Consider the following 18,185-nt stretch of genomic DNA (forward strand, 5'->3'; position numbering starts at 1 on the left):
GCAAGACTTTGCAACCGTGGAAGCATTGACCATGAACTCAGCAACAATCGGACAGGCTTACAACTACAAGGTGGTTCGCCAATTCGTCGTCGCAACCGTGGTATGGGGCGTGATCGGCATGGCCATGGGGGTGTGGATCGCCTCGCAACTGGTGTGGCCGGAAATGAACCTCGACCTGCCCTGGACCAGCTTCGGCCGCCTGCGGCCCCTGCACACCAGCCTGGTGATCTTCGGTTTCGCCGGCAGTGCCCAGTTCGCCGCCAGCTACTACGCAGTACAGCGCACCTGCCAGGTACGGCTGTACTCCGACACCCTGGCCGCCTTCACCTTCTGGGGCTGGCAGTCGGTGATCGTGATCATGCTGATCACCCTGCCCCTGGGCTACACCACCACCAAGGAATACGCCGAGATCGAATTCGCCGGCGCGGTGTGGATGGCGGTGGTCTGGATTGCCTACGCGATTGTGTTCTTCACCACCGTGGTGCAGCGCAAGTGCAAGCACATCTATGTCGGCAACTGGTTCTTCGGGGCCTTCATCGTGGTGATCGCCATGCTCCACGTGGTCAACCACCTGTCGATCCCGGTGGACTGGTTCAAGTCCTACCCGGTGTATGCCGGAGCCACCGACGCCATGGTCCAGTGGTGGTACGGGCACAACGCCGTAGGCTTTTTCCTGACCACCGGTTTTCTCGGGATGATGTATTACTTCGTGCCCAAGCAAGTCGGTCGCCCGGTGTACTCCTATCGCCTGTCGATCGTGCACTTCTGGGCACTGATCACCCTGTACATCTGGGCCGGCCCGCACCACCTGCACTACACCGCGCTGCCGGACTGGGCGCAGTCGCTGGGCATGGCCATGTCGCTGATCCTCCTGGCCCCCAGCTGGGGCGGCATGATCAACGGCATGATGACCCTCTCCGGGGCCTGGCATAAGCTGCGCACCGACCCGATCCTGCGCTTTCTGGTGCTGTCCCTGGCGTTCTACGGCATGTCGACCTTTGAAGGTCCGATGATGGCGATCAAGACCGTCAACGCCCTGTCCCACTACACCGACTGGACCATCGGCCACGTACACGCCGGGGCCCTTGGCTGGGTGGCGATGATCACCTTCGGCGCGATCTATCACATGGTGCCCAAGGTCTTTGGCCGCGAGCAGATGTACAGCGTGCCGCTGATCAACCTGCACTTCTGGCTGGCCACTATTGGCACCGTGCTCTACATCGCCTCGATGTGGGTCAACGGCATCACCCAGGGCCTGATGTGGCGCGCAGTCAACGAAGACGGAACCCTCACCTACTCCTTCGTCGAGGCCCTGGTGGCCAGCCATCCGGGCTTTATCGTGCGCTTCGCCGGCGGCGTGTTCTTCCTCAGCGGCATGCTGCTGATGGCCTACAACACCTGGCGCACCGTGCGCGTAGCCGATGAGCAGCTCGCACTGAACGACGCCCAGATCGCCTGACCCACCCTTCCCACGCCGGCCGCCATGGCCGGCGTTTCCTTTTTCCGGGAACGAGATTGCTGATGGATATCCTGTTCAACCTGCTGGGGGTGGTGTTTCTCTACCTCTGCATCGAGTACTGCCTGCGCCATCAGAGCGCCAAGAGCCTGGATGAGGCCAGCCTGATTCCCTTTGCCGACGACCCGGACGTAGCGCGCCGGGTGGAGTTGGCCACGGGCAAGAAGGTCAATGCCGTGGCACCGGAGGAAGCCAAGCCGGGGTGGATCAACCTGGATATGTGAACGAACTGGCGAAGGGGCCTGCAGATTCTGCAGGCTTCTGCAGACCGCCTTCGCTGTAGGAGCCGGCTTGCCGGCGAATCGACCCGCAAGTCTTGCACATGACGGCTGACCGCTTTCGCTGGCCAGCCAACGCCTAAACATGCGGGTGCCGCGCCAGGTCAGGCGCGGTCGCGAGGGATCAGGCTCTGCAACTGGGCAGCAAGCAAGTTGCCGTCGAAGACGAAGATGTCAGGGTCTTTCAGGCCATTGGTCTTGCGCCACTGCCAGGCGCCAGACGCCTCGCCCACCAGCGACACACTGCCCAGGCGTGCAGCGGTCAAGCCCATCACCGCCAGGGAGATCTGCCCATTGGCGCCCATGATGTCCGGCACGATTTCCACCGGTTTCCCGGCAATCACAATGGTCAGCTTTTCGCTCTTGAAGGTCGAGCTTTCCACCGGCACCGCGGGACTGAAAGCCACGTAAGGCTCGCGATGCAGCGCCAGCAAGTCCGGCACCAGCACCGGCGCCAGCCACGCTTCGATCTGCCCGAACAGCTCATGGATACGCGTACTCCAGATCACTGACTGGCTGTCGAACAGCTGCTTCTTGTGGGCTTCGCTTGCCGCGTAATGCCGCAGCATCTCGCCCAGTTGCTGAATGTCATCCATTGCGTTTTTTCCCTGGCATCGACCTTGGGAACAGCAGGTCGCCGGTCTTGATCATGGCAGATGCGCAGGGCGTGCGTAGAGCTGTTTAGCGAACGCCCGACAAAACCTGTGGCCGTAGCCCCAGGCTGCGAGCAACCCGCAAGAGCGCGACATCGGTGAGATCGTCGGCTGCGTATCGCTCGATCACCGACTGCGGCTGTGACGGCCATGGGTGGCGTGATCAGCCTGCGCGGTTGTGGAACTGCAGCCGGTATTGGCGCGGGGTCAGGCCGAGGGTTTTACGCAGGGCACTGCCCAAATGTGATTGATGGGCAAAACCGCTGTCCAGGGCAATCGCGGCCAGGGGCAGGTCCGTCTGCTCCAGCAGGCGCCGGGCCGCTTGCAGGCGAACTTCGCTGATCCAGGCATGGGGCGTCATGCCCACCCCACGGCTGAAGTCCCGCAGCAGGCGCAGCTCGTTGTGACCGTAAGTCACGGCCAGTTGCGCCAGGGACAGCGGTTGGGCGTATTCATCGGCAATCTGTTGCAGGACCTGGCCCAGGCGCAGCGACGCGGCTGAGCTGGCGCGGGTCTGCTGGGGCAGGCCAATGAAGGCCAGGGCGCATTGCTCCAGGGCCAGTTCGTCGGTCTCGGACGCCAGCAGCAAGCGCCGCGCTTCACGGCCCAAGGCCAGGGCGCGGGCATGTCCCGGGCTTTGCAGGCGCTGTTGGCCGGCGATCAACGGCGCTTCGCCCTGCCAGCGTGCCAACAGGTACTCGCCGCCGCTGGCGGATTCGGAAAACACTTCAACGCCCTTCGGAGTCAGGGCCAGGGTACCGGGCCAGGTGTCAAAATCCTCGCGGCGGTCGGAGTCGATCGCATGCACCCCACGCTGGCGTTCCAGGGTCACGCCCAGGGTTTGCCACTGTGCCGGATCGCGGGCGCTGTAAGCAGCCGCAGGCAGCAGTTGCAGAACCAGGCGACCGTCCAGCAGACGGCGTTCAAGCACCTCGGGCATGTGAAATTTCCTGATAGATCGCTACCGCGGGCCACGGGAGACTGAAGGCCATTCAACACCACCCTTCAAGGAGTTGCACATGCGCACCATTGGCCTGATCGGCGGCATGAGCTGGGAATCCAGCGCCGAATACTATCGCCTGATCAATCAGCAGGTTCGTGATCGACTGGGCCCGCTGCGTTCGGCGCAGTTGCTAATGTACAGCGTCGACTTCGGGCCTGTCGAACAGGCCCAGCATGCCGGGCGCTGGGACGTCGCCGCACGGATCCTGGTGGACGCGGCCCAGCGTCTGCAAGACGGCGGCGCTGAATGCGTGGTGCTCTGTACCAACACTATGCACAAGGTGGCCGAGCAGATTCAGGCGGCCATCACGGTGCCGTTCCTGCACATTGCCGACCCCGCCGCGCAGGCTGCACAGCAGGCGACAACCCTGAGCGTGGGGCTGTTGGGCACAGCGTTCACCATGGAGCAGGACTTCTTGAAGAACCGCCTGGCGCAGCACGGGCTGAACGTGCTGATACCCGATGCGCAGGAGCGCCAGGCGCTGCACCGGATCATCTACGAGGAATTGTGCGTGGGGATTATCAGCGAGGCGTCGCGCCGGGTGTATCAGCAGGTGATCGAGTCGCTCCAGGCCCGAGGCGCCCAGGCGGTGATCCTCGGCTGCACGGAAATCGGCCTGCTGCTCAAGCCGGAGCACAGCCCCCTGCCCTTGCTCGATACCACCGAACTGCATGCCCGGGCAGCGGTGGAGTTCGCCCTGGGCAGCGGCACACCGGCAGCACAGTAGCGCTGCCAGTAACCCTGACCTGGCGCAGCGCGATCCGCTCGCGCCAGCGTCAACCCACGCGGCGTGCAACCCTGCAACGCGCTCGCCCGATCAGCGCGACAACATGAACGTCTCGTACTCCAGGTCGTCCAGCGCCGTGGACAGCCGCGCCAGCCCCAGTAACACACAGGCCAACAGCGAGAGGGTAAAGCCATAACCGAAGAAGCTCGGCCCCAGGTACAGGCTGGCCGACGTCAGCACAGCGTTGAGCACCACGAACAACAGGCACAGCTGCAGAACGATCGCGCGTTTGTCGAGGTAGAAAAACACGTTGAGAATCGCCATGAAGACCACCTGGATGCTCACCCCGATCAGGTCGATGTAGAACAACGGCAGGTAGTAGCTGGACATCCCCAGCCATTCCAGCAGCCGCGGACCGAAGAGGAACAGCAACACCACCGTCAGGCCCTGGACCTTGCAGATTTCCAGCAGTCCCTGGCGGATCGAGAAGGTCATCTCGGCCTTGAGCGAACCGATGTGTTGCAAGGTTTCACCGTCACGCACCGCACGAAACAACCGGTCATACCATTCGGCAAAGTCGGTCTCGATCCTCACCAGAAACACCGCCATCCCCGGAATGATCGCCAGGTACGCCAGGAAGATCGGCAAGTCATAGAGAATCGAAGCGCGCAACGGGCCGATCACCTGGCTGGAGGTGCCCGGGTTGAACCAGAACATGAACTTGTCGATCCAGATTCCCAGGTTGTAGCAGAACCCCGTCACCAACAGGCTGAGGAACACCTGGCGACGCTTGAGGAAGTCGAAAGCCACCAATTTTTCCGCGCGATATTCACGCAGGATATCGTAGAGAAACAGGAACAGCAGAGCACTGTGGCCCAGCAACAGCGCCATCAGCAGGCCTTCCATTTCCATGTAGCGCAGGAAGAACGCGCTGCCGACCATCAGCGAATAACCCGCCAGCATCACCAGCAGGATGCGGTTATAGGCTTTCATCCCGGAGAGGAAAATGATCACCAGCCACAGGTTGCACAGCACCACGAAGTTGGCCAGCACCAGCAAGCGATAAATCAGCGACTGGTCGAACAATACGGCCAATAGAATGATGCCCAGGATCCCGGAGCCGAGGGTCACCAGCAGCAACACACCAATCAGGTTGGGCAAAATCTGCTCGTACTTGCGCTCGAACAAACGGTCGGAAACGAAGCGGGTGAAAAACAGCTGCAGCCCGCCGGTGAGGATCAGCGACGTGGCCATCAGGTAGGTCACGGTAATCAGGAACTGCCGGATCAGCAGCTCCGGTACCACCAGCCCGAGGCTGATGATCCCCACCAGCATCACACTGAGAATCGACAGCACCCAGGGCCCGGAGCTGATCAGGCCCGCGTAGACGTAGGCATGCAGTGTCGCCGTGTAGGAGTCGCGCGAGAGAATCTTGCGCAGTTCGAAACCGATACCGGCCATTTACTCGGCCCCCATGGCAGCTTGGTAGAGCGTGCGATAACGATCTAGCATCAATGTCTCACTGTAATAACGGTGCACCCGCAACAAACCCGCCTCTTGGGCCGATTTCCAGCGCTGGGGGCTACGCAGTAGATCGGTGATCGCCTGGCTGGTGGCCTGCGGATCGGCAATCGCCACCACAGCACCGGCCAAGCCCAGGTCACGGTCGGCGGCCACACCGCCTTCGATCAACTCGCGGCAAGAGCCGACATCGCTGCTGACCACCGGCGTACCGGCAGCCCAAGCTTCGAGAATCACCAGGGGCTGAGCTTCACTGATGGACGTCAGCACCATCAGGCCCAATTGCGGCAGGATGTCCTGGATACGCTGAAACCCCAGGAACAGCACCTTGTCCTCAAGCCCCAGGCTCGCCACCAGGCTGCGGCATTCGGCGACATACTCGGGGTCTTCCTCTTCCGGCCCGACAATCCAGCCCTCGACCTGCGGCATCACGCTGAGCACCCCGCGCATGGCCCGCAGGAACGTCTTGACGTCCTTGATCGGCACCACCCGACCGATCAGCCCGACCACCGGCGCAATGCCTTCGGCCCGGGCGCTCAGTGCTGTGGTCCATTGCTCCAGGTTGATGCCGTTGGGGATCACCTGGGTGCGCTCCGGCCGTGCGCCATCCTTGATCTGGCGTTGGCGGTTACCGTCGTACAGCGCAATGATCTGGTCGGCACTCTCGTAGGCCAGGTAACCGATCCGCTCGAAGAAGCGCACCCAGAGCATGCGCACATAACCGGAACCGGCGTCCATGCTGTCGTTGAAGGCCTGCTCGGTGCTCTCGGCGATCCAACTGGCCTGGGCCAGGTCGATCTTGCGTTCCTTGGTGTAGATGCCGTGCTCACTCAACAGGAAACGGCAATTCCACAACTGCTTGAGAATGCAGCCCAACAGCCCGGCGTAGCCGGTGGAGATCGCATGCAGCACCCGCGCCCGCGGCATGCGCCGGGCCGCTTCGGCCAGCATCAGCAGCGGCGACTGCATGGTGCGCAGGGTCCAGAAGTAATTGACGAAAGAAGGGTCGGCGCAGTGCTGCTGGTAGCCTTCGGTCAGCGCCTCCCAACTGGGGCGGCTGTAGAGCACGTCATCCAGGGTTATCCGCCCTTGGGCCAGCGACTCGAGCACGCTGAAGCCCAATTCGGCCGCAGGTTTCTCCGGGTTGTGCAAGTACCGATAGAGGTTGCTCAGCTCTTCGAGGGACGCCTGGTGCGCGACTCGCCGATGTTTCGGATTGCGCCAGGCTTCCTCCAGGAACACCTCTTCGATATGCACCACGTTCGGCGGAATGTCATAGCGGCGCTGGCCATAAGCCTCACGCTGCCCACCGATGAACAGCACCGAAAAGGTCAGCTCCGGCAACCCGAGGATCATCTGGTGGATCCAGCCGGACACGCCACCTCGGACATAAGGCCAGGTGCCTTCGAGCAGCAGGCAGACATCGGCTATCGGGGTGGTGAGCGGTTTTTTCATCAGGCTCTTCATGTCCAGTTCTTGACCAGCGCAGCAAAGGGTGGCCGCTGCTGCATATCCAGCGGCAATCTTTGCAGCAGCTCCGGGATCTCTGCATAACGCCCGCTCTCAAAGGCGATTTCCGCCCGAAAAGGCAGGACCTTGGCCGGATCCATACCGGCGTCCTGGGCCTGCTGCATATGCAGCCGGGCTTTGTCGGCGTCACCCCGCTCAAGGGCGATGCGCCCGGCCAGCAGCAGCAACTCACCGCCCTCGCCCGCCGCCAGGGCCAACTCGGCATGTTCACCGGCCTGCCCGAGCACGTGTTGCTGGACACTGCCCTGGGCCAGGCCCAGATACGTCAGTTCCCAGTACCAGCGAGCCAGAGTGGCGTGCAGCGCCGCGGCCTTCTTCGGCACCGCCGTTGGCAGTTGCGCGAGGGCCATCTGGATCCGCATGTTGATATCGCTTTCCTGCTTGTCGAGCATCGAGTACGCCAGCAAGCGCACGTCATCGCTTGGATCGCCCAGGGCCAGCTTGAGAATCGGCACGGCTTCCTTGCCCGGCATCCGCCGGGTGGCCAGCAACGCTGCCAGGCGCTGGTCCGGATCAGGCGCGTGGCGCAGCACATCCTGCAAGCCGCTGTCGCCGAAGGTCGGCGAATGCAGTTGCACCTGTGCACGGAACGGTAGATCGGGAATGCCCACCGCCTGCCACATCTGCGTCTCGCGCTTGCGCGGCAGGTACAGCGCCGGGAAGATCGCCACCATCACTCCGACCGCCCCGATCAGCGGCACAAAAAAGGCCAGGCTGAAAATGAACAGCGGGCTCCACGGCAACGGCGTGCGATAGCGCGCCGGCATCAGCAGCCAGACCGCCCCGGCGAGCAAAGCACAGGCAATGCCATGCGTCAGTGCGTACAGCAGCGCAATCTGCAGGTCAGGCAGCTGTAATGCGATACTCGCCCAACTGCCCATTTCGAAAAGCAGCGCTCCGCTAAACAACCACTTGCTGATCATTCAGGCCACACTCGTTATGCAGGAAATTACGCAGCCCATCCCGTTGCCGGGCCGACTCCAGATCGTAGAACATGACATTGACACCCAGGCCATCCAGTTCCACCGCCATGCCGAAGTGCTCGTGAATCAACTTGCCCAGCCGTGCCACATAACCTTCGGCGCCTTGTGCACTGGTTAATGGCAGCAACACCAGGAGCAACTCATGGCCGCGCTCGTTATGCAACGGCAGGTGCAGGTCCAGGCCGCGTTGACTGCGCTCGAACAGCCGCGCCAGTTCATCATTGGGCCGGGTCATCTCGAAGGCGTAGAGACAGCCGGACAAGCCGTGCCGCTCGACGTCCATCAGCGAACGCTTGAGCTGGCGAGTGAAATGCTGGGCATCGGCGCTCTCCAGTTGCAGCACCTGGGCATCGTGATGGAGCAAATCGGCGATATGCCCGGCCAGCAAGGCCAGCAGGCTCAGGGTCCGCTCCTGGAACGCGAAGAACGGCATCTGGCGCACCGCCAGGATCGCCAGGACCTGCCCCTCGGTGTCGATCAGCGGGATACAGGCCTGTAACGAAGACACACTGGCCTGGCCACCCGCGTCGATCAGTTCTGCACTGACACTGACCAGCTCATTGCGCTCCAGGCACAGGCTGACCAGCAAGTCCTGGCTGTCCAGCTCGCCCATGACACCGGTCGCGGCCAGCTGCGTCAGTTTCGGCGCTTGCCCGCGCACGGGCTCCACACGGTACAAACCGGCCACCCGCAGCGAGCCATATTGCCCGAGCAAGGTCAGGGCCGGCTCTGCCAGCAACGTCAAGGGATCGTGCCCGTTGGGCACCGCGCGCAAGCGATCGCGCAAGCCCAGCAACGAACTGCGCAGGCTCTGGTCGCTGCCGGCCAGGCGCTGTTCGAGACGATCATGGGACACCCGCAGAATCTGATGCGCCCGGGTAAAATCGTCGAGCCGGTACTGACGGTATTCGTTCGCCATCTGCAAGCGCAGCAGGCGGCGTTCCCACAAGTCCCGCACCTCCCCCACCACCATGCCGCACACCAGCACGCCGACAATATAGGACGGCGCAATCGCGGCGTAAGCCGGCAGCCCCGACTGGCGCAAAACGAAGAAGGCCAGCACCAGCAGACTGGCGCTGATCAGGCCTCGGACAAAACCGTAGCGCACGCCCAAGAGCAACGGCGCCATCACCGACCAGGGGAATTCACCTTGCACCTGCAGCGGGTCTTCAGGCGCCAGCCACACGCCGATGGCGATGACCAGTCCGGTGACCAGGAATGTTTCCAGCCAGGACGCCGGGCCACTGGCACTGGGTGCAAGGCTGTAATCCATGTGTGGAGAATTCATTAAAATCACTCGAGCCGAAGATCACCAATAAGCCTGTCGAGCACTTTCTGTGCGGCGCCGGCAAGGCTTTCACGGGACCAACCGGCACGAGCGCCGCTGTTGCTCCAGAGCACCTTGCCGGTGCTGGCTTCCACCACCCGCAGGCTGATACCCACGGCCGGTTCGCCATCCAGGCCATTCTTGTACTGCCACTCTTCGACGCTACCGGACACCACGTAATCCAGCTTCTGGTCTCGTGCCCAGTCCATGCCACCGGCCAAGCGCTCGCTGTCGTCGAGCAAGGCCGGCTCGCCCTGCCCCGGCGTGCCGGTATACACCTGGGGTTGCAGGCCACGGCTGCTCAGCACGCTGAGCAGGATCTGCTCACTGCGCTCACCGGCCTGGGGCGTCTGCGAATAGTTCACCAGCGGCAACACGCCCCAACGGGCATTGCTGGGCAGTTGTGGACTGCTTTTGCCGGTGAAGCTACTGCAACCAGCCATGAGCAAGGCCGCCATGGCCAGACTCACGTAGCGAATGGATTGCATAAGGGTTACTCCTGTTGAAATGCCATGATCAGCGTCCAAACCGCACGCCATAACTGATACCCACGGTACCGCCGGACTTGCCTGAACCACCCTGCGGTGCCGACTGATAGCCAAACGTCAGCGCCAATTCGTCACCGCCCACCACCTCCATCCCGACACCAGTACTGATGCCGTAGTTGAACGTGCTGTCGGTCCACTGCCATCCCGAACTGACATCCACCAGCCAGGTGTATTGCCCGCGAGTACGGTTCAGTGCGCCCGGGAAGCCGCGTCGCCAGGTACTGCCGAAAAATAGCTGGCCGTAACGCTTCTGCAAGAGCTCCTGAGGCGTCAGTTCAGTCGCGCTGGTGAGCCCAAGCCCAGCCAGGTCGATGCCGCCGCCCTCGCTACTGGCCAGATTATCTAGCGTGCGGTTGTTCAGGCTGTTGCGCTGGTAGTCGATGCCACTGCGCAGTTCCCAGTTCGGGCCCTCGAATTGCAGGGTGTGATCAAACTCGATTTTCAGCGCCTGGCCATTGCCCAGGCTGTCACCGCCGCGGGTCGAGAACGAACGTTGCGACAGGTTCCAGGACAACTGGTCGCGGGCCGAGTAGCGATGCCGCCCGCCGACCCAGACATCATCCTGTTGGCCGAAGGTGCGCATCAGCCCGCTGTCTTCGTTCTTGCGGTGCCAGTCGGCGCCGACATCCAGCTCATTGCCGCTGTCGACTTGCCAGGTACGACTGACGCCCAGGCCGTTGCGATCGTCGTCATCGCGCAGACTGCTGTCGAGGATCAGCTTGTAGTTGCCATCGGCCACTTGCCGTTGCAACGTCAGCAGCGCATTGCGTTCAGTGCCCAGGTTCGACGGATCAAGGCTGTCGCCACTGTACTGGCCCTGCTCCAGCACCAGCGAGGCGTACCAGTTATCGTTCAGGTAATGCGCCATGGTCAGGCGCGGGCCACTGAACACCAGTCCACCGTAGTCCTGCCGCTCCCAGGCGATCTGCGCACCTTGCGGGGTGCGCTCGGTCATCTCGATCGCCTGGCGACGCAGCTGTTCACGCAGGGCCGGCGACTGCTCGTCACCCAGGGCCGAGAGCCCTACCCCCAGGGCTTCGCCTGTTCGTCCCAGACTGTTGAGGGCCTCGACCTGTTGCGCCGGATCCAGCCCACCATTGGCCACCAGACGCTCGAGAGCGGCGCGGTTGGTCGCGCGCAAGGCTTGCTGGATCTGCTCGTAGCCACTGACTTTCAGGCCACGGCTGCGTGCCCAGGCCAGCCAATCATCTTTCTGCGCCGACTGGTTGGTGTCATCCAGGCGTGCCAGCAATTGATCGAACCAGATCTGCAGCATCGGCTTGGAGCCGTCCTGCCATTGCATGGCCTGTTGCTGTGCCTTGCGCGACGAATAACTGCTGGCCAGCAGCCGCAGCCAGGTGGTGTAGCCCTGAGGCGTGGCGCGAATCTGCTCAGGCGTGACCTCGCGGTTGAGCTTGAGCCGCAGGCGCTGGGCTGAATCGGCAGAACCGGCTTCATTCAGGGCATCGGCATACGCCGCCTGTACCATCCAGTCTTGAGGGTTAGCCTGCAGATACAGGCGATACCAGGCCAGCGCCTCAGTATTGCGGCCAATCAACTGACTGGCACTGGCGAACGGCAGCCACAAGCTGCTGTCGCTGCGCGCCAGCGAGCGCCATTGCTGCAACAACGGCTTGAGTTCAGCCTTGCTCCCCAGGTCCACATAGAGCCACAGCAGGCGCTCACGGAAGAGGTTGTCATCCGGGTAACGGCTCAAGCCCAGCCGATACAGACGCAAGGCTTCCTGGGGCTGGCCTTGTTGCACCGCCAAGGCACCACGAGCGGCCAGCACCTGGGCGTAATCGGCAGCATCCGGATACTGGTCCGCCTCCTTGAGCAAGTCGATCACCAGCGGCCAGTCCTGCAGCTCCTGCGCCAGTTGCAAGGCGCCGATCAAGCGCTGCGGGTTGTGGTGTTCACGCCAGCTGTCGACCATCAACTGCAGGCTCCTGCGCGGATCCCGAGTGCGATAGAGGGTAATCAGCTCGCTTTCGTCGCCGCTATTGAGCGAGCCCTTGATCGCCAGCATTTTTTCCAGGGCCAGCTGCAGCTCGTCGTCCAGCTCCAGGTCCCAGGCCAGCGCAGCTCGGGACTGCCAGTAGTTCAGGTCGTTGATCTTGCTGCCATCAACCGCGGTGATGACCTTCCAGGCCGACTGACTGTCGAACAGTTTCAGGTAGTTGTTGGCCCAGTCCACACGTTCGGTGCTGGTCAACCGAAAACCCTTGGCGAAGCGCGTCCAGATCACCAGGCGCTCCGGGTACTGCTCGGTGTTTTCCAGGTTCTGCAACAGACGAACCCAGGCCAGCCGCTGTTTCGGGTACTTGGCCACATAGGCACGCAGCCACTTCTCACCTTGCTCGGGGGTACCCCGGGACTCTTCGGCATACACCAGGGCGTCGAGCTCGACATCGGTCAAGGCGCGTTTATTCATCCGCTCGGCCAATAACGGAATGCCGCGGTCAAAGTCGTAGACCTGCATCGCCAGGCGCCAGGTGTGTTCGAACTCGGCTGGGTTGTCGCGCAGTGCGCTCAGACGAATCCAGTAATCGAGTGCCGCCGAACTGTCGCCACGCCATTCAGCCAGGTGCGCCATCTGCTCAAGCAGCGCCACATCATCCGTGCGCAGCGCCAACAGTTGTGCCCCTACCGCATCGGCTTCGGCCAGATTGCCAATCGCCAGAAGCTGCTTGAACTCCTTCGCCATGACCTCCGGGCTATCGGGCTGCAGTTTGCGCCACTCGTTGAAGAACAGCTCGGCCAGGTCCCGACGGTCATGGGCCATCGCGACATCGACCCCCTGATCGAGCAGCACCGGATCAAACTCGGCGTCCGGCTGGGCACTCAATTCCTTGGCCAACAACTCGGCCGCCTGGGCGCCACGATCTGCCGCCACCAGCCCCTTGAACGCTTCCTGCAAGTGTTGCCGACGCTCTTCGGGCTGCTTGCTGTCGTTGAGCATTTGCACATAGATGTCAGCGGCGCGCCCCGGTTGCTCGCTGGCCATGTACCACTTGGCCGCATCCACCAGCCACTTATCGCGCTGTGCGGGATCGCGCCGCGCCAGCTCGACATAGGCATCCGCCGCCAATCCTGGAGCCTGGGCGGTCAGGGCCAGCGAGGCCAGGCGTTCGAGTTGTGCCGATGGCAGTTTCTGATAGTCGAACGCCTTGAACCGCTCGGCCAGGGCCTTGAGCTGCGCTGCGTCGGTGCTTTGGCTCAACGCCTGGGCGTCCAGCTCAAGCCGGTAATAGGCCTGCAACGTCGGATCCGGACTCGGCCACTCGGCGAGGTGTTTCTCCGCACGCGGGTAATCGCCCAACTGGATCAACAGGTCCAGCAGCTGGGTGCGCAGCTCGGTGCTGTTCGGGTGCGCCGACAGCAGCACCTCGGCGTAGCTGGCCGATACTTCGTCCGGCGCTCCGCCTTTGGGGCGGAACGCATCTTCATTGCGAAAGGTTGCCCACAGCAGCACGCCGACTGCGATGGCTACCAGCAGCAGCGCCCAAGGGTTGAGCAAACGAGTACTTTTAGTTGCAGAAGAGTTGGCCATCACTCACCTGCTTGACTGGAACCTGGAAATGCCAGAGACCTTGCGCGGATTTGCCTGGATAACGCTGCCCCTGTATTTCGACACGGCAAGTGCCGGCCGAGCGCACCGAGAACTCCAGGTTGAATTCACCGGCGAACGCGAACGTCACTTGTCGATCACTCACGTAACGCCAGTCGCGCAAGGGAATATTCGCCTCCTCCAGCGCCGGGCGCGGATCGCGATCGGCACGCAAGGCCAGCACTGCGCGGTCACTGCTAAGGTGTACATAACGCCCCTGGGGAAGGTCACGCACACCGGCGACACCCTGGGAACGCCCCAGGTCCGGCCAGCCAAGTTTCGGCTCCAGGCGCAAGGTTCGCAGGCCATCCATGCCACGTACCTGCCAATCGCCATTGGCGGTGCGTGCCAGGCTCGCCTGGTACAACCCATGAACCCGGTTCAGGTAGTCACTCATCCACAACGACATCGGCTGCTGACCGCGCATGAACTGGTAAATCTCGTTCATCGCCTTGATCGACGCCTGCTTGGTCCCCGAATAGAAGTGGTAATAGAGGTGAATACCGCGCAAGCGCCGTGGGCTGTCAGTCAAGGTGAAGGTATCGATCACATCCCGGAAACCGTAGTACGGGCCTTTCCAGAGGTTGGTGTACATGTTCTCGTTGATCACCGGCGCGTAGTACTGCAGGCCGCCCTCGGTAGGACGCAACAAGGGATACAGGCCTGTCAGCGAAGGATTGGCCTTGGTCAGGATGGTCTGCCCGCCATTGACGTTTTTCAGCCCTGCGTCATACGCCATCTTGATCGTCTCGGCGCTCGGCAAGGCATCGCCGGGCCAGAAAATCAGCTTGACCGGTTTTTGCGCAGTGGTCAGGCGGCTGTTGATGTAGTCCCGTGAACCGTAGATTTCTCGCCGATAGTCCAGCTTGTTGTAGCCCGGAATGTTCAACCGCAGACCGTATTCAGCGTGGAAGTCCTCGTCCTTCCTGGCCTTGTCCGGCTGCATGTAGAACGGGTGGCTGAAGGTATGGGTAGCCACCTCGACCTTGGGGTCGGCAAAGATTTCCTGGGCAATCGGCTCCAGTTCCCGGGCCAGGAACGGCGACATGCCCTTGGGCCCGATCTCCCCTTCGATGATCGATACCGAAGTCAGGAACGGATTGGGACGAATGTAGTCATCCAGCACCTGGCGCCCGGAGTACGGGGTGCCCCGGACCTCGGCGTGGGACGGAAAGCCATCACCGTCGATGTGCACGGTGGCGATCCGTCGGCCGTTCTCGGTGGTGGTATCCGGATGCGGTTGTTCAGGCAGGCGCAAGGCCTTTTGAATGAACGCGAACGGATCGAGAATCCATCGGCTGCGCTCGACGTTGGCTTCAACCACATAAGGCGCCAGCGCCATGCCGCCCCAATCGCCGGTGACTACCGCTGCGAACTTGCCGCCCTTGTCATCGCCCAGCAACAACGCCGGCTTCGGCCCATTGGGGAGCAGCGAAACCAGGGTCAGCTCGCGGGTTCTCGGCACCACCGGCGCCTCGAAGGAGCCGATCAGGCTGTTGTCCTGGCTGAGCACATGCAACGGCGCACGGGCCGTAGGTGCGGCAAGGTTCAGGCCCAGGCGCTTGAGCAAGGCTCGGTCCTCGATCGGCAGACCGGCCATGATCGCCACGGGCACCTGCTCGTCGAGGCGCTTGCCGAGCCAGCTATAGAAGGCACGGCTGTTCTGCGGCGGGCCACTGGTCATCCACAACACGACGCCGGCATACAGCCCGCGAAAGTCATGCGTAGGCAAGGAGTCGTCGACCGGCAGGTAGTCCACCCGGTACCCCAGGTACTCCAGCAAGCCGCCGAGCATGCGGTGCCCGGCATGGTCGTACAGCTCGCCTTCACGTGGATCGTAGAGCATGGCGATGCGCCGCGGCTGGACTTCCACGGTGCTGATGCTCAGGGCGTTCAGGTCGGGGGTGGTCACTACCGGAATAAAGCCTTCCTGGCTCAACTGCTGAACCAGCTTGCGGGCTTCATCGCGACGATTGGCCGGCAGGTAGTCAATCGCCACCAACGGAATGTTCCGTGCACGCAGGGGCTTGAGTTCACCTTCGAGCCAGTTGCGGTCGGCTTCGGACACCGGACGGTAACGCTTGGCCGAGGCATCCCAACCGGCATGGATCGACTCCACCGCCACGGCGGACGCGACGCCATCGAGTTCACCCAGCACTTCGAAACCACGGTTGAAAAACAGCTTGAGGCTCGGCTGACGGCTGTGTAGCTCACGCAGGAAGGTCACCAGCGCCTTACGCTGGGGCTCGCGATCGGCTTCTGGCAGCAGCTGAAAGCTGTCCAGGGTGTCGAGGAACAGGCCGGCATAACCCTGGGCCTGCAGCTCAGTGGCACGCTTGAACAGATGCTCGCGCCAGGCGGGAGTCGCAATGTCCATGACCTGGCTGTCCCAGGCCTTGTTGCGGATTGGGCTTGCGCTTTGCGCCAGGGATTGTTTGTCCAGGGCCGAACGATCGCCATCGAACTCACCCACGGAAAGGTAGGCGAATGGCTGACTGCCAAGCTTGCGCAACGTGGCGACATCGGCAGTGCTCATATGGCCGGATTCGACCACCGCCCATTCGAACTGGGCCAGCTCCGCCAATGGGGGGCGATCGCCATACCAGAACCCGACGCTTGCCGGAGCTGGAACCTGGGCTTGTACCACTGAGTGAGTGACACATAAGGCCAACGCGGTGAACAGACGCATCATCATCTTGCACGTGCGCGTCCTGCGATACTTCATTCCCATAGTTCACTCTTTGATTGTTCTAATTCAACCCAGCATCGGCCAGCGGCCCAAGCCCCGGATATCGGCAATGCGATGCAACTAAAGGCTGCGGTAAAGACGCGATAATCCTTCGGCCACGCTAATCGGAGTACTCAGATCAAAGCGTTCAAGCAAACGGCGGTTATCGGCTTTTGAATGTTTGATATCGCCGGATCTGGCAAGAGCATAGCTGACGTCCAGGCTCTTTCCGCTGATGTCCCCAAGCGCTGCAATCAGGTCGTTGAGCGTGGTCGTGCGGCCGAGCCCGACATTGGTTGCATCACCCTTGGGTTCGGCGATTACCAGCCCTTGGGCGAGGATCTTCACCAGGTCCTCGACATACACGAAGTCGCGGGTCTGCCCACCGTCGCCGAACACCGTGAGCGGTTGGCCGCTCCTGGCGCGCTCGCTGAAAATACTGATCACCCCGGAATACGGCGAAGACGGGTCCTGGCGCGGGCCGAAGATATTGAAGAAGCGCAATACCACCGGTTCCAACGCATGTTGGCGGCGATAGAAATCCAGGTAGTACTCGCTTGCCAGCTTGTCCGCTGCGTAGGGCGTCAGGGGCGACTTGGGAGTGTCCTCATGAATCGCCGTGCCTTCGCCGTTATTGCCGTAAATCGCGGCACTGGAAGCGAACACGATGCGCTTGACCCCAGCCTCGACCATCGCTTCGCAGACCCGCAGGGTGCCGATGAAATTGCTCTGGTGAGTGCGTACCGGGTCTTCGATCGAAGCCTGCACGGAAGCGACCGCTGCCAGGTGAACCACCGCGTCGCAGGAATGCATGGCTTCGCCAACCGCCTGTGCATCAGCAACATCGCCGACCAGCAGTTCAAGGGATGGATGATTGATCGGCAGATTGCCCACCTTGCCGGTAGACAGATTGTCCAGTACCCGAACGGCATACCCCTTGGCCAACAATGTGTCGACAAGGTGCGAGCCAATGAAGCCAGCCCCACCTGTAACCAGTATCCGTTCGGCAGACATAAAGAGTTCCAAAGAGTGGAGAATTCAAAACGATTGTTGCTAAAGCGCCAGCCTCTCAACACCAGGCCCTGCGATTCACTGTAGTCGCACTTGATGCACGCATCGGCGAAAACACCCCAGCGACCTCATTCGTCAACAAAACGTCGAAAAATCAAGCGCTCGGGGTGGGCCATCATCTGATATCAAACAGGCACCGTCAACATTACGACTAATATTTGTTTTTACGGATAAAGGTCGGAGATTTAGCCAATATATTGACTATATGAGTTTCCGATAAGACCCTTGTGCTAGAGGCTTTCCGCTGTCCGTTTTTTGACAAGAAAGAACTCATAAGCTTTAGAGGGTCATAATCCGACCCTGCGGAGAAATACAGATCGAGTGAGACGAGCCGGGGCGCCCGCAAAATACGGACAAAATCGTATTAAGGTTTTCCGCGCATCCGTAGCGGGCTGAATTGGCCGGTTTCCAGCTTGCGGCTCTGACGCCAGTCAGGTTTGCGACATGTCCGACGGTACGAGTTCCTGGCCCCCGTGAATCAATCCACCACTGCGCGCATGGTTCAGCAACTTGTCGCCGCCCCGAGCACTTTGTTGACCAACTCACGCGTCGGCGAGCGTCTGGAAGAGTTCGATCCGCGTGATGTGCGGCGATTTCTGGTGGGATATTACGAGATGCGCCATTAGCGCATGGCATCTGGAGAGTTGAGCTATGCCGAAGCGCAAACACCCTGGCGCGTGGTTGAAGCAC

The 18,185-nt window shown here is 61.7% G+C and carries 14 protein-coding genes; 4 read left to right on the forward strand and 10 right to left on the reverse strand.

Annotation, left to right across the window (positions count from 1 at the left end; genetic code table 11):
- Nucleotides 1-31 precede the first annotated feature (31 nt).
- Both ccoN and GV819_RS07540 read left to right on the forward strand, forming a co-directional pair.
- Nucleotides 32-1,459 (forward strand): cytochrome-c oxidase, cbb3-type subunit I, encoded by a 1,428-nt coding sequence (gene ccoN / locus GV819_RS07535; protein ID WP_161755074.1) that lies wholly within the window; start codon nucleotides 32-34, stop codon nucleotides 1,457-1,459.
- Between the two features lie 62 nt (nucleotides 1,460-1,521).
- A complete protein-coding gene (locus GV819_RS07540) occupies nucleotides 1,522-1,740 on the forward strand; it encodes a cbb3-type cytochrome c oxidase subunit 3 (RefSeq protein ID WP_161755076.1) in 219 nt (72 codons plus the stop codon).
- 158 nt (nucleotides 1,741-1,898) lie between these two features.
- Here GV819_RS07540 and GV819_RS07545 read toward each other — a convergent pair whose 3' ends face one another.
- Together GV819_RS07545 and GV819_RS07550 are read right to left on the reverse strand one after the other, a co-directional pair.
- The gene (locus GV819_RS07545; RefSeq protein WP_161755078.1) at nucleotides 1,899-2,390 is read right to left on the reverse strand and encodes a hypothetical protein; all 492 of its coding nucleotides are present in this window, start codon (nucleotides 2,388-2,390) and stop codon (nucleotides 1,899-1,901) included.
- A 220-nt stretch (nucleotides 2,391-2,610) separates the two neighbouring features.
- Nucleotides 2,611-3,387, reverse strand: a complete 777-nt coding sequence (locus GV819_RS07550; protein ID WP_161755080.1) for a helix-turn-helix domain-containing protein — start codon at nucleotides 3,385-3,387, stop codon at nucleotides 2,611-2,613.
- A 79-nt stretch (nucleotides 3,388-3,466) separates the two neighbouring features.
- On the opposite strand from GV819_RS07550, the gene GV819_RS07555 reads away from it, so the two are divergent.
- The gene (locus GV819_RS07555; protein ID WP_161755082.1) at nucleotides 3,467-4,177 is read left to right on the forward strand and encodes an aspartate/glutamate racemase family protein; all 711 of its coding nucleotides are present in this window, start codon (nucleotides 3,467-3,469) and stop codon (nucleotides 4,175-4,177) included.
- A 90-nt stretch (nucleotides 4,178-4,267) separates the two neighbouring features.
- Here GV819_RS07555 and pelG read toward each other — a convergent pair whose 3' ends face one another.
- From pelG to GV819_RS07595, 8 genes are all read right to left on the reverse strand, one after another.
- Nucleotides 4,268-5,638 (reverse strand): exopolysaccharide Pel transporter PelG, encoded by a 1,371-nt coding sequence (gene pelG / locus GV819_RS07560; protein WP_161755084.1) that lies wholly within the window; start codon nucleotides 5,636-5,638, stop codon nucleotides 4,268-4,270.
- Nucleotides 5,639-7,153 (reverse strand): GT4 family glycosyltransferase PelF, encoded by a 1,515-nt coding sequence (gene pelF, locus GV819_RS07565; RefSeq protein ID WP_178125953.1) that lies wholly within the window; start codon nucleotides 7,151-7,153, stop codon nucleotides 5,639-5,641.
- 8 nt (nucleotides 7,154-7,161) lie between these two features.
- Nucleotides 7,162-8,151 (reverse strand): tetratricopeptide repeat protein, encoded by a 990-nt coding sequence (locus GV819_RS07570; protein WP_161755086.1) that lies wholly within the window; start codon nucleotides 8,149-8,151, stop codon nucleotides 7,162-7,164.
- Nucleotides 8,129-9,499: a PelD GGDEF domain-containing protein gene (locus GV819_RS07575; protein WP_161755088.1), complete on the reverse strand. Its 1,371-nt coding sequence runs from the start codon at nucleotides 9,497-9,499 to the stop codon at nucleotides 8,129-8,131. The genes GV819_RS07570 and GV819_RS07575 overlap by 23 nt, the downstream gene beginning before the upstream one ends.
- Nucleotides 9,500-9,504: 5 nt before the next feature.
- Nucleotides 9,505-10,026, reverse strand: a complete 522-nt coding sequence (locus GV819_RS07580) for a penicillin-binding protein activator LpoB (protein ID WP_161755090.1) — start codon at nucleotides 10,024-10,026, stop codon at nucleotides 9,505-9,507.
- Nucleotides 10,027-10,054: 28 nt separating this feature from the next.
- Nucleotides 10,055-13,639, reverse strand: a complete 3,585-nt coding sequence (locus tag GV819_RS07585; protein WP_161755092.1) for a tetratricopeptide repeat protein — start codon at nucleotides 13,637-13,639, stop codon at nucleotides 10,055-10,057.
- Entirely contained in the window at nucleotides 13,617-16,427 is a 2,811-nt protein-coding gene (locus GV819_RS07590) for a bifunctional glycoside hydrolase 114/ polysaccharide deacetylase family protein (protein ID WP_161755094.1), read from the reverse strand. The genes GV819_RS07585 and GV819_RS07590 overlap by 23 nt, the downstream gene beginning before the upstream one ends.
- Before the next feature lie 78 nt (nucleotides 16,428-16,505).
- The gene (locus tag GV819_RS07595) at nucleotides 16,506-17,438 is read right to left on the reverse strand and encodes an NAD-dependent epimerase/dehydratase family protein (RefSeq protein ID WP_161755096.1); all 933 of its coding nucleotides are present in this window, start codon (nucleotides 17,436-17,438) and stop codon (nucleotides 16,506-16,508) included.
- Nucleotides 17,439-17,932: 494 nt separating this feature from the next.
- Here GV819_RS07595 and GV819_RS07600 point away from each other — a divergent pair, with 494 nt between their 5' ends.
- On the forward strand, nucleotides 17,933-18,121 hold the full coding sequence (locus tag GV819_RS07600; RefSeq protein WP_161755098.1) for a hypothetical protein: 189 nt from the start codon (nucleotides 17,933-17,935) through the stop codon (nucleotides 18,119-18,121).
- The last annotated feature ends 64 nt before the right edge of the window (nucleotides 18,122-18,185 follow it).

Origin of the sequence: Pseudomonas sp. Fl5BN2 (assembly GCF_009908205.1) — a bacterium.
In the GTDB taxonomy this organism is placed as follows: Bacteria; Pseudomonadota; Gammaproteobacteria; order Pseudomonadales; family Pseudomonadaceae; genus Aquipseudomonas.

Excerpts from the sequence above, each read along its gene's own strand:
- ccoN (WP_161755074.1), top strand. The coding sequence starts at position 32 with ATGAACTCAGCAACAATCGGACAGGCTTACAACTACAAGGTGGTTCGC.
- GV819_RS07540 (WP_161755076.1), top strand. The coding sequence starts at position 1,522 with ATGGATATCCTGTTCAACCTGCTGGGGGTGGTGTTTCTCTACCTCTGC.
- GV819_RS07545 (WP_161755078.1), bottom strand. The coding sequence starts at position 2,390 with ATGGATGACATTCAGCAACTGGGCGAGATGCTGCGGCATTACGCGGCA.
- GV819_RS07550 (WP_161755080.1), bottom strand. The coding sequence starts at position 3,387 with ATGCCCGAGGTGCTTGAACGCCGTCTGCTGGACGGTCGCCTGGTTCTG.
- GV819_RS07555 (WP_161755082.1), top strand. The coding sequence starts at position 3,467 with ATGCGCACCATTGGCCTGATCGGCGGCATGAGCTGGGAATCCAGCGCC.
- pelG (WP_161755084.1), bottom strand. The coding sequence starts at position 5,638 with ATGGCCGGTATCGGTTTCGAACTGCGCAAGATTCTCTCGCGCGACTCC.
- pelF (WP_178125953.1), bottom strand. The coding sequence starts at position 7,153 with ATGAAAAAACCGCTCACCACCCCGATAGCCGATGTCTGCCTGCTGCTC.
- GV819_RS07570 (WP_161755086.1), bottom strand. The coding sequence starts at position 8,151 with ATGATCAGCAAGTGGTTGTTTAGCGGAGCGCTGCTTTTCGAAATGGGC.
- GV819_RS07575 (WP_161755088.1), bottom strand. The coding sequence starts at position 9,499 with ATGAATTCTCCACACATGGATTACAGCCTTGCACCCAGTGCCAGTGGC.
- GV819_RS07580 (WP_161755090.1), bottom strand. The coding sequence starts at position 10,026 with ATGCAATCCATTCGCTACGTGAGTCTGGCCATGGCGGCCTTGCTCATG.
- GV819_RS07585 (WP_161755092.1), bottom strand. The coding sequence starts at position 13,639 with ATGGCCAACTCTTCTGCAACTAAAAGTACTCGTTTGCTCAACCCTTGG.
- GV819_RS07590 (WP_161755094.1), bottom strand. The coding sequence starts at position 16,427 with ATGGGAATGAAGTATCGCAGGACGCGCACGTGCAAGATGATGATGCGT.
- GV819_RS07595 (WP_161755096.1), bottom strand. The coding sequence starts at position 17,438 with ATGTCTGCCGAACGGATACTGGTTACAGGTGGGGCTGGCTTCATTGGC.